Source organism: Streptococcus sp. cx1, assembly GCF_052384325.1.
Lineage (GTDB): Bacteria > Bacillota > Bacilli > Lactobacillales > Streptococcaceae > Streptococcus > Streptococcus salivarius_G.
Genome location: NZ_JBQSUN010000001.1, coordinates 566,146 through 580,100 on the forward strand (window position 1 = coordinate 566,146; position 13,955 = coordinate 580,100).

17 protein-coding genes are annotated in these 13,955 nt (G+C 40.5%); 8 read left to right on the forward strand and 9 right to left on the reverse strand.

Going from position 1 to position 13,955, the window contains the following annotated elements; translation table 11 throughout:
• Positions 1 to 168 precede the first annotated feature (168 nt).
• The 4 genes from ACT170_RS02670 (at position 169) to ACT170_RS02685 (ending at position 2,877) form a co-directional block, all read left to right on the forward strand.
• A complete protein-coding gene (locus tag ACT170_RS02670; RefSeq protein ID WP_002890830.1) occupies positions 169 to 405 on the forward strand; it encodes a DUF1146 family protein in 237 nt (78 codons plus the stop codon).
• 67 nt (positions 406 to 472) lie between these two features.
• Entirely contained in the window at positions 473 to 1,744 is a 1,272-nt protein-coding gene (gene murA / locus ACT170_RS02675; protein WP_048790586.1) for a UDP-N-acetylglucosamine 1-carboxyvinyltransferase, read from the forward strand.
• Between the two features lies 1 nt (position 1,745).
• On the forward strand, positions 1,746 to 1,934 hold the full coding sequence (locus tag ACT170_RS02680; RefSeq protein WP_003097027.1) for a DNA-directed RNA polymerase subunit beta: 189 nt from the start codon (positions 1,746 to 1,748) through the stop codon (positions 1,932 to 1,934).
• Between the two features lie 61 nt (positions 1,935 to 1,995).
• Positions 1,996 to 2,877 carry a DNA/RNA non-specific endonuclease gene (locus tag ACT170_RS02685; RefSeq protein WP_048790587.1) on the forward strand — a complete coding sequence of 294 codons (882 nt, stop codon included), beginning with the start codon at positions 1,996 to 1,998 and terminating at the stop codon, positions 2,875 to 2,877.
• Positions 2,878 to 2,952: 75 nt separating this feature from the next.
• On the opposite strand, the gene ACT170_RS02690 is transcribed toward ACT170_RS02685, so the two are convergent.
• From ACT170_RS02690 to ACT170_RS02725, 8 genes are all read right to left on the reverse strand, one after another.
• Positions 2,953 to 3,603 carry an amino acid ABC transporter permease gene (locus tag ACT170_RS02690; RefSeq protein ID WP_037601175.1) on the reverse strand — a complete coding sequence of 217 codons (651 nt, stop codon included), beginning with the start codon at positions 3,601 to 3,603 and terminating at the stop codon, positions 2,953 to 2,955.
• Between the two features lie 11 nt (positions 3,604 to 3,614).
• Positions 3,615 to 4,313, reverse strand: coding sequence for an amino acid ABC transporter permease (locus tag ACT170_RS02695; protein WP_048790962.1), 699 nt, complete (start codon positions 4,311 to 4,313; stop codon positions 3,615 to 3,617).
• Positions 4,314 to 4,330: 17 nt separating this feature from the next.
• On the reverse strand, positions 4,331 to 5,164 hold the full coding sequence (locus ACT170_RS02700) for a transporter substrate-binding domain-containing protein (protein ID WP_410532944.1): 834 nt from the start codon (positions 5,162 to 5,164) through the stop codon (positions 4,331 to 4,333).
• A gap of 11 nt (positions 5,165 to 5,175) precedes the next feature.
• Positions 5,176 to 5,943: an amino acid ABC transporter ATP-binding protein gene (locus ACT170_RS02705; RefSeq protein WP_070476864.1), complete on the reverse strand. Its 768-nt coding sequence runs from the start codon at positions 5,941 to 5,943 to the stop codon at positions 5,176 to 5,178.
• Between the two features lie 186 nt (positions 5,944 to 6,129).
• On the reverse strand, positions 6,130 to 6,780 hold the full coding sequence (locus ACT170_RS02710; RefSeq protein ID WP_444817996.1) for an amino acid ABC transporter permease: 651 nt from the start codon (positions 6,778 to 6,780) through the stop codon (positions 6,130 to 6,132).
• Between the two features lie 11 nt (positions 6,781 to 6,791).
• Positions 6,792 to 7,490 (reverse strand): amino acid ABC transporter permease, encoded by a 699-nt coding sequence (locus tag ACT170_RS02715; protein WP_175061769.1) that lies wholly within the window; start codon positions 7,488 to 7,490, stop codon positions 6,792 to 6,794.
• Positions 7,491 to 7,507: 17 nt separating this feature from the next.
• Complete coding sequence (locus tag ACT170_RS02720) at positions 7,508 to 8,341, reverse strand: transporter substrate-binding domain-containing protein (protein WP_444817997.1); 834 nt, start codon at positions 8,339 to 8,341, stop codon at positions 7,508 to 7,510.
• 9 nt (positions 8,342 to 8,350) lie between these two features.
• Positions 8,351 to 9,118: an amino acid ABC transporter ATP-binding protein gene (locus ACT170_RS02725; RefSeq protein ID WP_002885036.1), complete on the reverse strand. Its 768-nt coding sequence runs from the start codon at positions 9,116 to 9,118 to the stop codon at positions 8,351 to 8,353.
• A 294-nt stretch (positions 9,119 to 9,412) separates the two neighbouring features.
• Here ACT170_RS02725 and yycF point away from each other — a divergent pair, with 294 nt between their 5' ends.
• Genes yycF through ACT170_RS02745 form a run of 4 tightly spaced genes read left to right on the forward strand, consistent with a single transcriptional unit; the run spans position 9,413 to position 12,689 of the window.
• Positions 9,413 to 10,120, forward strand: coding sequence for a response regulator YycF (gene yycF, locus ACT170_RS02730; protein ID WP_037600497.1), 708 nt, complete (start codon positions 9,413 to 9,415; stop codon positions 10,118 to 10,120).
• Positions 10,113 to 11,453, forward strand: a complete 1,341-nt coding sequence (vicK, locus tag ACT170_RS02735; RefSeq protein ID WP_013990681.1) for a cell wall metabolism sensor histidine kinase VicK — start codon at positions 10,113 to 10,115, stop codon at positions 11,451 to 11,453. The genes yycF and vicK overlap by 8 nt, the downstream gene beginning before the upstream one ends.
• Positions 11,454 to 11,458: 5 nt before the next feature.
• Positions 11,459 to 12,271 carry an MBL fold metallo-hydrolase gene (locus tag ACT170_RS02740; protein WP_048790820.1) on the forward strand — a complete coding sequence of 271 codons (813 nt, stop codon included), beginning with the start codon at positions 11,459 to 11,461 and terminating at the stop codon, positions 12,269 to 12,271.
• 58 nt (positions 12,272 to 12,329) lie between these two features.
• Positions 12,330 to 12,689 (forward strand): YbaN family protein, encoded by a 360-nt coding sequence (locus tag ACT170_RS02745; protein WP_045769141.1) that lies wholly within the window; start codon positions 12,330 to 12,332, stop codon positions 12,687 to 12,689.
• 51 nt (positions 12,690 to 12,740) lie between these two features.
• On the opposite strand, the gene ACT170_RS02750 is transcribed toward ACT170_RS02745, so the two are convergent.
• Positions 12,741 to 13,955, reverse strand: coding sequence for an aminoacyltransferase (locus ACT170_RS02750; protein WP_444817998.1), 1,215 nt, complete (start codon positions 13,953 to 13,955; stop codon positions 12,741 to 12,743).

The window sequence follows — 13,955 nt, forward strand, 5'->3', positions numbered from 1 at the left end:
CCCTAGAGAGTGTAAGCTAAGCACTAGATTATTTTAAAGTATCCCTAATCTAGTAGCTTCAAAAATAAAGAGAAGAGGAGTGGAAGCAGTCACTAAATGATTACAGATTTAGAACTGTCTCACCCTCTTTTTATGTTTTAGCTTAGCTTTCTATGGTATAATGGAGTCATGACTATTATTAATCAATTCGTCACTTTGGCGAGTCACCTTGTATTTATAGGATTGAGCTACCATATGCTGATTAGCCTCTTTGATTGGGCAAAAATCATCAAAAATCCGATTGAAAATACTGGTAAATTGAAACTCTTTTTGCTCTTTATTAGTATTGCCTTAGGCTATCTTATCAGTTCCTTTATTCTGTCGGTTTTAGCTTTTGGACAGAATATGGCTAGCTCGATTTCTTAAATTAGTGATTTTAAAAGACTTTTGATATAATACAAAAAGATGAAAATGACCCTTGAAAGGAATCCTTATGGATAAAATTATTGTGCAGGGTGGCAACACTCGATTAAGTGGTGAGGTTGTCATTGAAGGTGCGAAAAACGCTGTCCTCCCCTTGTTGGCAGCGACTATCTTGGCCTCGGAAGGTCAAACAACCTTAACTAATGTTCCAATCTTGTCAGATGTTTATACGATGAATAATGTTGTTCGTGGTTTAGATATTGCTGTAGACTTTGACGAGGAAAACAATACTGTTGTCGTTGATGCTAGTGGAGAAATTCTCGATCAGGCGCCCTATGAGTATGTGAGCAAGATGCGTGCGTCTATCGTAGTACTTGGACCAATTCTTGCCCGCAATGGCCACGCGAAGGTTTCAATGCCTGGTGGTTGTACGATTGGTAGCCGTCCGATTGACCTCCACCTCAAAGGTTTAGAAGCAATGGGTGCTAAAATTACCCAAGTTGGTGGTGACATCACTGCGACAGCAGAAAAACTAAAAGGTGCAACTATTTATATGGACTTTCCATCTGTCGGTGCCACTCAAAACCTTATGATGGCAGCGACTTTGGCTGATGGAGTTACAACCATTGAAAATGCTGCGCGTGAACCAGAAATCGTTGACTTGGCCCTTCTTCTTAACGAGATGGGAGCAGATGTCAAAGGTGCTGGAACTGAAACACTCGTGATTAAAGGTGTTAAAGCTCTCCATGGTACTAAACATGCGGTTGTTCAGGACCGTATTGAAGCAGGTACCTTTATGGTAGCAGCAGCTATGACTTCTGGTGATGTCCTCATCAAAGATGCTATTTGGGAACATAACCGTCCTTTGATTTCAAAATTATTGGAAATGGGTGTTTATGTTAAGGAAGAAGACGGCGGTATTCGTGTTAAATCTGATGTTTCACAATTGAAACCAGTAACCGTTAAAACTCTACCTCACCCAGGTTTCCCAACTGACATGCAAGCTCAATTTACAGCACTTATGGCAGTGGTAAGCGGGGAATCAACCATGATTGAGACAGTCTTTGAGAATCGCTTCCAACACTTAGAAGAAATGCGTCGTATGGGACTTCATTCAGAAATCCTTCGTGATACGGCTATGATTCACGGTGGTTTGCCACTTCAAGGTGCTCAAGTTATGTCTACTGACCTTCGAGCTTCGGCAGCACTAATTCTTACAGGGATGGTGGCTGAAGGAACAACTACTGTTGGTAAATTGACACACTTGGATCGTGGTTACTATCAATTCCATGAGAAACTAGCTAAACTAGGAGCAAATATTTCACGTGTAAGTGAGGCTTAGTATGGAAACTGGTAAAGGCTATGTTTTTCGTCAATTATTACTTGTTTTGAGTGTGTGTGTGATTGGCCTTGCTTTTCTAGCAATCGGATTGATGATTGGCTATGCTGTTTTAGGAGAGGGCAAGGATCCTATAAGCATCTTAAAACCAGAAACCTGGCAGGCAATTGTTGCTAAATTTACAGGAAAATAAAAGGGAGTGGGAAGTAATCCCGCTCCTTTAGTCATGACATTCATATAAAAGAAAGAGAACAATGGCAAAAAGAAAGACATCTTTAACAAATAAACAGAAACGTCAGCTAGTCTCGTTACTAATAGCGGTCTTGATTGCAGTTTTAGGTTACATTGGGACGAGCAATAAGCTATCGCCTAATAATCCAATCAAGCAGGTAGCTAGTCTAGTCTCGGGAAAATCCAATAACTCCGTTAAATCAAACGGTTCAACAAATGGAAAGGCTACGCCACAAGAGCAGCTTGCTGAGTCAGTGATGACTACCTCCGTCAAGAGTCAACTAGGAAACTCCTTAGAATGGAATGGGGCAGGGGCTTATATTGTTAATGGTAATAAGACTAATCTAAATGCTAAGGTTTCTAGCCAACCCTATGCCAATAACCAAGTCAAAACGGTTCAAGGACAAACGGTTCCTACAGTTGCGAATGCCTTATTAAGTAAGGCAACCAGACAGTACAAAAATCGTCAAGAAACAGGGAATGGCTCAACCTCTTGGACACCTGCGGGATGGCATCAAGTTCACAATCTTTCAGGAGAGTATAGCCATGCCGTAGATAGAGGTCATTTGTTGGGCTATGCACTTGTAGGTGGTCTCAAAGGATTTGATGCCTCGACTTCAAATCCAGAAAATATTGCCGTTCAAACTGCTTGGGCTAACCAAGCTAATAGCGAAAGTTCTACGGGACAAAACTATTATGAAAGCCTGGTACGAAAAGCTCAGGATAAAAACAAACGTGTCCGTTATCGCGTTACCCTTATTTATGAAGGGGATAATCTCATTCCATCAGGCTCACATCTTGAAGCCAAGTCAGCTGATGGCTCACTTGAGTTCAATGTCTTTGTTCCAAATGTACAAGAAGGAATTACCCTAGATTATTATTCAGGAAAAGTAACGGTGAATTAAAGCAACGAACGACTCTGATTGGAGTCGTTTTTAGTATCCAGAAAACAAAAACCCACCCTCAGGTGAGTTTTTGTTTTATTCACTAGCTTGCTCCCATTGTTTAGAGAGGTAGCGAGAGTAGCTAGAGATGGCAAAGTTGACCACGAAATAGGCTAAAGCCACGATACCGTATAAGGTAAAGATTTGGCTTGGTTCGTAGTAACCACCCATCAAAATTTGACTCTTACCAAATAATTCCTGTAAGGCAATAACAGAGTAAAGGAAAGAAGTATCCTTGATAACCGTTACGAATTGAGAAATGATAGATGGTAACATCTTACGAATAGCTTGTGGGAAGATGATGTAAATAAAGATTTGTCTGTTGTTAAACCCTTGAGACAAGCCGGCTTCCGTTTGGCCATGGTCGATAGAGTTCAGTCCCCCACGAATGATTTCCGCCAAGGCCGCTGAAGTGAAGACCGTGAAAGAGGTAATTCCTGCCGCTGTAGACTTAAGCTGGAAGACCAAGAAGATAATGAAAATCCAAAGCAAGTTAGGAACGTTACGAACGAACTCAACGTAGATAGAAGCCATCCAACGAAGAATAGGATTCTTTCCGTTACGCATAACCGCCAGAATAGTTCCGAACAAGGTAGACAGCACAATGATGAAGAAAGACAAGTAAAGGGTTGTCCACATCCCTTGTGCCAAGAATTTAAGGTTAGTAGCTGATAAAACTTCTGACATAGTGGACCTCCTTAGTAAGCTTTCTTATTCTCTTCTTCTTTACGACGTGCCCAAGTAGCTAGAGGGAAACACATGATAAAGTAGAGGAAGGCAGCCCCAGCGAAGGCCGGCACATAGTTAGTGGTATCATAAGCCCAAGACTTAGCAGTGAACATGATATCAGCCCCAGAAATAATGGCAACTGTAGAAGTGTTCTTAATCAAGTTAACCACTTGGTTGGTCAACGGTGGCAAGATAGTACGGACTGCTTGAGGCAAGATGATGATACGCATGGTATCAGCGTAGGTGAATCCTTGAGACAAAGCCGCTTCGGTTTGACCCTTAGGAACCGCCTCGATACCTGTACGGATAATTTCAGAGATATAGGCTCCAGTGTAGATACCCACACAGAGGATAGCTGTCAATGAAATTGGAATCATGACATGACCATCAGTCAAGATGGAAATTCCATAGAAGACAACCACGAATTGGACGAGCAAGGGTGTGTTCTGGAAAATTTCAACATACACACGTGAGATGCCACGGAGGACCTTGTTATGAGTCGAACTCATAGCTCCAAAGATGAGCCCAAGAAGAAGGGCAACAATCAAGGCACCGATTGAAATGCCAAGGGTATAGAAGAAACCTTTGGCGAATTGTCCAAAGTTAGCGAAGAAAGCAGCCCAACGTTCAAGAGCGAAAGGACTAGCCGTTTCAGTTAAAAGATACATAAATTCAGGACTCCTTTCTATTTATCTTCAGCTCTAGCTGGTTTCAAGTGATACTTATCGTAGAGCTTTTGAAGGCTACCATCTTTTTGCCATTTAGCCAACAAATCGTTGGTATAATCAATCAACTCTTGGTTAGACTTGCTTGAAGCGATACCGTATTCTTGCGTTTTGAAACCTTCTTTTAAGGTTTTAGTTTTCTTACTTTCATATCCAGAGAGGATAGATTTATCAACTGAGAAAGCATCTACACGGTGAGCGTAAAGAGAAACAGCCAATTCTGGGAAAGATCCGAGTTGAACATAGTTGAACTTAAGGTTATTAGCTGAAGCGTACTCTTGCAAGGCAGCCTTAGTTGAGGCACCTTGAGAAACACCGATAGTCTTACCATTCAAATCTGAGATTTTGTTAATACCTGAATCCTTAAGAACCAAGAAACCGATTTGGTCATAGTAGTAAGGAGTTGAGATAGCGTAAGAAGCCTTACGTTCATCATTAATGGTATAGGTAGCGATAAGCAAGTCGATAGTACCGTTATCCATAAGTGGTTCACGAGTTTGCGTCGTTACTGGGATATAATTCACTTTAACTTTTAACTCATCAGCAATCTTCTTAGCAAGATCAACTTCCATACCTTCGTAGGTATTAGTCTTAGCAGAATAGTAACCAAAGTTAGGAACGTCTTGCTTCACTCCAACATTAAGTGTCCCTCGCTTAACAATCTTTTGGACTGCCTTACTATTTAGGAGTTTGCTAGAATCTTCTGCCTCAGTTTTGTGACTAGAGAATAGAAAAACAGCTGTGATAGCCAAGGTGACGACTGTTAGATAGCGTAAGATTTTTTTGAAAGTCATAGGCAACCTCCTTAAGCATCGACGTGAACACGATCAGAGTTATGGTCGATAATCTTAGAAAGGAATTGTACTGCACGCGGTTCAGTAGGATTGTCAAAGAAACCATCCACATCTGTTGTGTCAACAAGAATCTGACCTTCAGCCATGAAAATGATACGGTCAGCCACACTACGGGCAAAGCCCATTTCGTGGGTAACGACCACCATGTTCATGCCACCTTTGGCAAGGTTTTGCATAACGGCAAGCACGTCACCGATAGTCTCTGGGTCAAGGGCTGACGTTGGTTCGTCAAAGAGCAAGAGTTCAGGGTTCATGGCAAGACCACGGGCAATAGCGATACGTTGTTTTTGCCCACCAGAAAGCATGCCAGGGTAAGAGTCTTTCTTGTCCCACATGTTAACGTAGCGAAGGAATTTCTCAGCAGTCTTTTCAGCCTCTGCTTTACTAATGCCAAGAACCTTGATAGGTGCCAATGTTACATTTTCAAGAACGGTTTTGTGAGGGTAGAGGTTAAAGTGCTGGAATACCATCCCTGCTTCCTTACGAAGTTCAACCAAATCTTTGGCAGAAGCTTCCGTCACATTATGTCCGTTAACGATTAGGGTACCGTTATCGATTGATTCCAAGGCATTGATTGTACGGATAAGGGTAGATTTCCCAGACCCAGAAGGTCCCAAGAGAACCACAACTTGTCCTTTTTCAATTTCTAGATTGATATCACGAAGTGCATGATAGTCTCCGTAATATTTATTAACATTTTTAAATTCAATAAGTGCCATAAGAGCCTCCTATAATGGATTTACTTGTTAGCTTTTCTAACATATATTGAATTTTAGCATAAGTAAAGTCGAAAGTCAAAAAATTCCGAATATTCTTTCAAAACGTTCGGTTTTTACTAAATAATTAATCATTTTTTGATATAAATATGAGAAAAACAAAAACCCACCCGTAGGTGAGTTTTTATTTTATTCACTAGCTTGCTCCCATTGTTTAGAGAGGTAGCGAGAGTAGCTAGAAATAGCAAAGTTAACCACGAAATAAGCTAGAGCCACAATACCGTATAAAGTAAAGATTTGACTAGGTTCGTAGTAACCACCCATCAAAATTTGACTCTTACCAAACAACTCTTGTAAGGCGATAACAGAGTAAAGGAAAGAAGTATCCTTGATAACTGTTACGAATTGAGAAATGATAGATGGCAACATCTTACGAATAGATTGTGGGAAGATGATGTAAATAAAGATTTGTTTGTTGTTAAATCCTTGAGACAAGCCGGCTTCCGTTTGGCCATGGTCAATAGAGTTTAGTCCCCCACGAATGATTTCCGCCAAGGCAGCTGAAGTAAAGACCGTGAAAGAGGTAATCCCTGCAGCGGTTGACTTGAGTTGGAAGACCAGGAAGATAATGAAAATCCAAAGCAAGTTAGGATCATTACGGACGAACTCAACGTAGATAGAAGCAATCCAACGCAGAATAGGATTCTTTCCGTTACGCATCACCGCCAGAATAGTTCCGAACAGGGTAGATAGCACGATGATGAAGAAAGACAAGTAAAGAGTCGTCCACATCCCTTGTGCCAAGAATTTAAGGTTAGTAGCTGATAAAACTTCTGACATAGTGGACCTCCTTAGTAAGCTTTCTTATTCTCTTCTTCTTTACGACGTGCCCAAGTAGCTAGAGGGAAACACATGATAAAGTAGAGGAAGGCAGCCCCAGCAAAGGCCGGCACATAGTTAGTGGTATCATAAGCCCAAGCCTTAGCAGTGAACATGATATCTGCCCCAGAGATAATGGCAACTGTAGAAGTATTCTTAATCAAGTTAACCACTTGGTTGGTCAATGGCGGCAAGATAGTACGCACTGCTTGAGGCAAGATGATGATACGCATGGTATCAGCGTAGGTAAATCCTTGAGACAAAGCCGCTTCGGTTTGACCTTTAGGAACCGCCTCAATACCTGTACGAATAATTTCAGAGATATAGGCTCCTGTGTAGACCCCCACACAAAGGATGGCTGTCAATGAAATTGGAATCATGACATGGCCATCAGTTAAGATTGAAATCCCATAGAAGACAACCACGAATTGGACAAGCAAGGGTGTGTTCTGGAAGATTTCGACATAAACACGTGAGATGCCACGAAGAACCTTGTTGTGAGTAGAGCTCATAGCCCCAAAGATGAGCCCAAGAAGAAGGGCAACAATCAAGGCACCAATCGAAATGCCAAGGGTATAGAAGAAACCTTTGGCAAATTGTCCAAAGTTAGCGAAGAAAGCAGCCCAACTTTCAAGAGCGAAAGGACTAGCCGTTTCAGTTAAAAGATACATAAATTCAGGACTCCTTTCTATTTATCTTCAGCTCTAGCTGGTTTCAAGTGATACTTATCGTAGAGCTTTTGAAGGCTACCATCTTTTTGCCATTTAGCCAACAAATCGTTGGTATAATCAATCAACTCTTGGTTAGACTTGCTTGAAGCAATACCGTATTCTTGTGTTTTGAAACCTTCATCAAGAATTTTGGTTTTATCACTTTCGTAACCTGATAGGATTGATTTATCACCAGCAAAGGCGTCAATACGGTATGCATAGAGTGATACGGCTAACTCAGGATAAGATTCGAGTTGGACATAATTGAACTTAAGGTTATTAGCTGAAGCATACTCTTCAACAGCGGCTTTGGCAGATGACCCTTGAGACACTCCAATAGTTTTACCGTTAAGGTCAGAAAGTTTCTTATAGCCAGATTTGGTTTGAACGAGGAAACCAATTTGGTCATAGTAGTAAGGATTTGACATGGCATATGAAGCTTTACGGTCATCTGTAATGGTATAAGTAGCGATAAGCATGTCAATAGTCCCATTATCCATAAGGGCCTCACGAGTTTGAGGGGTAACTGCTGTAAAATTCACCTTAACCTTAAGTTCTTTGGCAATCTTCTTAGCGAGGTCGATTTCCATACCTTGATAGGTATTGGTTTTGGCTGAGTAGTAACCAAAGTTTGGGACATCCTGTTTGACACCAACATTTAGAGTCCCTTTTTTGACAATTTTTTGAATTGTAGCATTATTGAGTAGTTTACTGCTTTCATCAGCTTGACTACTTTTAGTGTTCCAGAGGAGAACTGCTACAAATGCTAAAGCAGAGATTGCTAAAATGCGACTAAGTCTTTTGATTAACATAAGTCCTCCTTAGGCATCCACTTGGACACGATCAGAGTTGTGGTCGATAATCTTAGAAAGGAATTGAACAGCACGAGGTTCAGTTGGATTGTCAAAGAAACCATCCACATCCGTAGTATCCACAAGAACCTGACCTTCAGCCATGAAAATGATACGGTCTGCCACACTGCGGGCAAAGCCCATTTCATGGGTAACAACTACCATGTTCATGCCACCTTTGGCAAGGTTCTGCATAACCGCAAGCACATCACCAATAGTCTCTGGGTCAAGGGCTGACGTTGGTTCGTCAAAGAGCAAGAGCTCAGGATTCATGGCAAGACCACGGGCGATAGCGATACGCTGTTTTTGTCCACCAGAAAGCATACCAGGGTATGAATCTTTCTTGTCCCACATGTTAACGTAGCGAAGGAATTTTTCAGCAGTCTTTTCAGCTTCTGCCTTACTGATTCCAAGAACCTTGATGGGTGCCAAAGTGACATTTTCAAGAACAGTTTTGTGGGGGTAGAGGTTGAAGTGTTGGAATACCATCCCTGCTTCCTTACGAAGCTCAACCAAGTCTTTGGCAGAAGCTTCCGTCACATTATGTCCGTTAACGATAAGTGTACCGTTATCAATTGATTCCAAGGCGTTGATTGTACGGATAAGGGTAGATTTCCCAGACCCAGAAGGTCCCAAGAGAACCACAACTTGTCCTTTTTCAATTTCTAGATTGATGTCACGAAGTGCATGATAATCTCCGTAGTATTTATTGACATTTTTAAATTCGATAAGTGCCATAAGAGCCTCCTAAAATTTTACATTAATATATGTAACAACAAGAGTGTATTTTACTATAGATATAGGAAGATATAGGAAAATGTCAAAAATGTTTGAAAATTCAATCATAATGTTCGCCTTTTAACCGATTACACATAGCAATGCTATCTCAAAAAAGAAGGAAAGCTTGTATATCAGCTCAATATCTATAGTAGAAACTTGGTCCTTAACCTATTTTTTGGTATAATATGTTTGATACGTAAAGTTTTCTACTTTACAAATTGAATGACTTAAGAAAACCGATGAGGTGTTTATATGAAAAAAATTCTAGTTGTTGATGATGAAAGACCGATTTCGGATATCATCAAGTTTAATCTAACTAAAGAGGGTTATGAAGTTGTTACGGCCTTTGATGGTCGTGAAGCATTGGAGCAGTTTGAAGCTGAAAAACCAGACTTGGTCATCCTGGACTTGATGCTGCCTGAACTAGATGGTTTAGAAGTTGCTAAGGAAATTCGAAAGACAAATCATACACCAATTATCATGCTTTCAGCTAAGGATAGCGAGTTTGATAAGGTTATCGGGCTAGAAATTGGGGCAGATGACTATGTGACGAAACCATTTTCTAATCGTGAATTGTTGGCACGTATCAAAGCTCACTTGCGTCGTACAGAGACTATTGAAACAGCAGCAGAAGAAAGCTCTAACTCAGGCAAGCAGGAAATTTCAATTGGTGAGTTGATTATTGTTCCAGATGCATTTGTTGCTAAAAAACGTGGAAATGAAGTCGAGCTCACACACCGTGAATTTGAGTTGCTTTTCCATCTGGCAACTCACATGGGACAAGTGATGACGCGTGAGCATTTACTTGAAACTGTTTGGGGTTATGACTATTTTGGTGATGTTCGTACGGTTGACGTAACCATTCGTCGTCTCCGTGAAAAAATTGAAGATACACCTAGTCGTCCTGAATATATTTTGACGCGTCGTGGTGTTGGTTATTATATGAAGAATTATGACTAGTATTGGCTTAAACATCACAAGCTTTGAACTAGCCTTACTCTTTACGCTCCTCTTTGTGGCTTTCTACTTTATTTTTCTTGCATATCGTGATTATCGACGAGTCAAAAATATTCGAAAGTTGACCAAGAGGGTCAAGTCCTTAATGGCAGGTAACTATAACGAGGAGTTACGCTTAAAGGGTGATCCAGAGCTTTTAGAGCTAGCTGACAGCTTGAATGATTTATCGGATGTCTTTCGTTTGACGCATGAAAATCTAGCCCAGGAAAAAAACCGCTTATCATCAGTCCTCTCTTACATGAGTGATGGAGTCATTGCGACAAATCGTCGTGGTCAAATTACCATGATTAATAGCACAGCTCAGCGTTTGTTGAATCTAGATTTTGAAACAGCGACTCAGATGTCCATTTTAGATTTATTAGATGGTGAAAATCCCTATACTTATAGTGAATTGCTCTCTAAGACTCCTGAAATTCATTTATCACGTCGAGATGCCAACGATGAGTTTGTGACCTTACGTGTTAATTTTGCCCTTATTCGTAAAGAATCAGGTTTTATCTCAGGTCTGGTTGCCGTTCTTCACGATGCCACTGAGCAAGAAAAAGAAGAGCGTGAACGTCGACTCTTCGTCTCAAACGTTAGTCATGAGTTGCGTACACCTTTGACTTCTGTAAAATCCTATCTGGAGGCACTTGATGATGGTGCTCTCGACGAAGAGATTGCTCCTAACTTTATCAAAGTTTCTTTGGATGAGACCAATCGTATGATGCGAATGATTTCTGACCTCTTGGCACTATCACGTATTGACAATAAGAGTACCCAACTTGACGTTGAGATGACCAATTTCACGGCCTTCATGACCTATATCTTGAATCGTTTTGATCAGATTAAAAGTCAAGAAACCAATACAGGTAAAACTTACGAAATCATTCGCGATTATCCGGTAAACTCAATTTGGGTGGAGATTGATACAGATAAGATGACCCAGGTTGTGGATAATATTCTTAATAATGCTATCAAGTATTCGCCTGATGGTGGTAAGATTACAGTGTCTATGAAGACAACTGATTCACAGTTGATTGTTTCTATTTCTGACCAAGGTTTGGGTATTCCTAAGAAAGATTTGCCGTTGATTTTCGACCGTTTTTACCGTGTTGATAAGGCCAGAAGTCGTGCCCAAGGTGGAACTGGTCTAGGCTTGTCTATTGCAAAAGAAATTATTAAACAACATAAGGGCTTTATTTGGGCTAAGAGTGAGTATGGTAAGGGTTCAACTTTTACAATTGTGCTTCCATATGACAAGGATGCCATGATGGTTGATGAATGGGAGATGTAGTAAAAATGACCTCAGATTTAGGGTTTAAATATAGTATTTTGGCTTCAGGGTCAACTGGTAATTCCTTTTACTTGGAAACTCCAGAGAAGAAGATTCTTGTAGATGCTGGTTTGTCTGGTAAGAAAATCACAAGTTTGCTAGCTGAGATTGATCGTGATCCGAGTGATTTGGATGCAATCTTAGTAACGCATGAACACAAGGATCATATCCATGGTGTAGGCGTTTTAGCTCGTAAATATGGCATGGATATCTACGCAAATGAGAAAACTTGGCAGATTATGGATAGTAAAAATATGCTAGGCAAGATTGATAATAGCCAGAAACATATTTTTTCTCGTGATAAGCTTCTGACCTTTGGAGACCTTGATATTGAGTCTTTTGGAGTTAGCCACGATGCTATTGATCCACAGTTCTATCGCTTTATGAAAGATGGAAAGAGTTTCGTTATGTTGACGGATACGGGTTATGTTTCTGATCGTATGGCAGGTATTATTGAGAATGCCGACGGCTATCTGATTGAGTCCAATCATGATGTTGAAATCCTTAGAGCAGGTTCATATCCTTGGTCAACCAAGCAACGTATCCTCTCTGATCAAGGTCACTTGTGTAATGAAGATGGAGCGGATGCTATGATTCGTACCATTGGTAATAAAACTAAAAAGATCTACTTGGGTCACCTTTCCAAAGAAAATAATATCAAGGAGTTGGCCCACATGACGATGGAAAATCAGTTGGCACGTGCTGACTTTGGTGTTGGAACTGACTTTAAAGTTTATGATACCTCACCAGACACAGCGACTCCACTGACAGATATTTAAAAATAGCAGAAGAGCTGCACTAATGCGTTTAGTGTAGCTTTTTAAAAGGAATGTATTTATGAAAGTAATTTATCTCTCGTTAGGGTTTGTCTCGCTCGGTTTGGGAATTCTTGGGATTCCCCTCCCTATCTTACCCACAACACCTTTTCTACTTTTAGCCATTGCTTGCTTTGCTAGAAGTTCCAAACGTTTTGAGAAATGGTTATATCATACTAAGCTGTATCAAAGTTATGTAGCCGATTTTCGAGAAACCAAATCAATTGCCAAAGAACGAAAGAAAAAGATTATCATCCAAATCTATGTTTTGATGGGGATTTCAATCTTTTTTGCACCTATCCTTTGGGTGAAAATCGGGCTCTTTTGCTTGACGGTCTTTATCACTTATTATCTCTTTAAGGTTATTCCTGATAAAGATTAATCTATCATCAAAAAATGAGACTTCCAAGATGGAGTCTCATTTTATATATTATTAATGTTTGCTACGTAATTTCTTACGGAGTTTATAGGCAAGATTGGCTATTCCGTAAAGAGGGCTAACTGGAAGGTTAAATTCCCCAATGAATTGTTCAATACGTGGGTTAAATTTGGACTTGAAATTATACAAGCCACCATCTAGTGAATTTTCTATTCCTCCCATGTTTTGCCACTCAGCACCACGCTCAAAAGCGTGATTAGCTGTTTCATACCATGTCAGGATAGCCGGTTGATAACGGCGGTAATCTTCATCCATTCCTGCATAGATATTCTCAGACGTCTTGCCAAATTCGAGAACGAGTGTACCAGAGAGTGGGACCGTCTTATTTCCAGCATCAACTTTTTCTTGAAGAAAGTCAATTTCCTCTTTAAGTCTCTTGTGCTCTTGTTTATTGTTCTCGATTTTTCCTGGTTTAGTTTTTTCAGTGAACTTAGCTGCATCAGCAAGGTTCTTTTCGAGTTGCTTATTGAGGTCTTTGAGACGAGCTGGTAAATCAAGAGTTGAGAGTGTAATGTAAGAAGATTCTGGGTAGGTAGTCAACAACTTTTCATAATAATCAATGCCACGAAGGTGGATGTTCTTACGGGCCTCAGTCTTCTTCATCAAAGATGCGAATTGTTCAAGAAGCTCAGTGCCACCAAATTGGACTGAAATCCCCTTATTTCGAGCAGTACGAACAGCCTGCTTGGTACTCTTAGAGAGTTGTTCCTCAGTGAAATCTTCCTTATGGATATTAGCCTGGAAGCGTGGTTGAATATTTTCAGCCATATCTTCAGTGAGGCCAGTCCATTCAACGCCAAGGGACTGGATATTTTTAGCAATAGCTAGTGTTTCTTCACGAATTTCAGCTTCTTGTGAAATCAAGTTTTTAGTCACAAAGAGGCTTGGATCAAATTTAACAAAGAGGGCACGCTTTGTTTTAGCATATTTTTTAAGCGAAGCCATAACAAAGGCGAGCAACTCTTTATCTTGATAGTCCATAATAGGTCCACGAGGGATATAAATCATAGAAAAGCCAAGAGGGAGCGGCTGAATAAGGACACTAGCGACAGCAACGATATTACCATCTTGATAGAAACCTAGGCGGTCATTTCCCCAGCTGTCCTTGATTTTAGCCCATGAACTACTCTGTAATAAATTCGTTTGAGGACTATCTATAACAAAACGGTCATGCTCAGAAGTACTGAGTCCAGTTTTATAGGTATACAT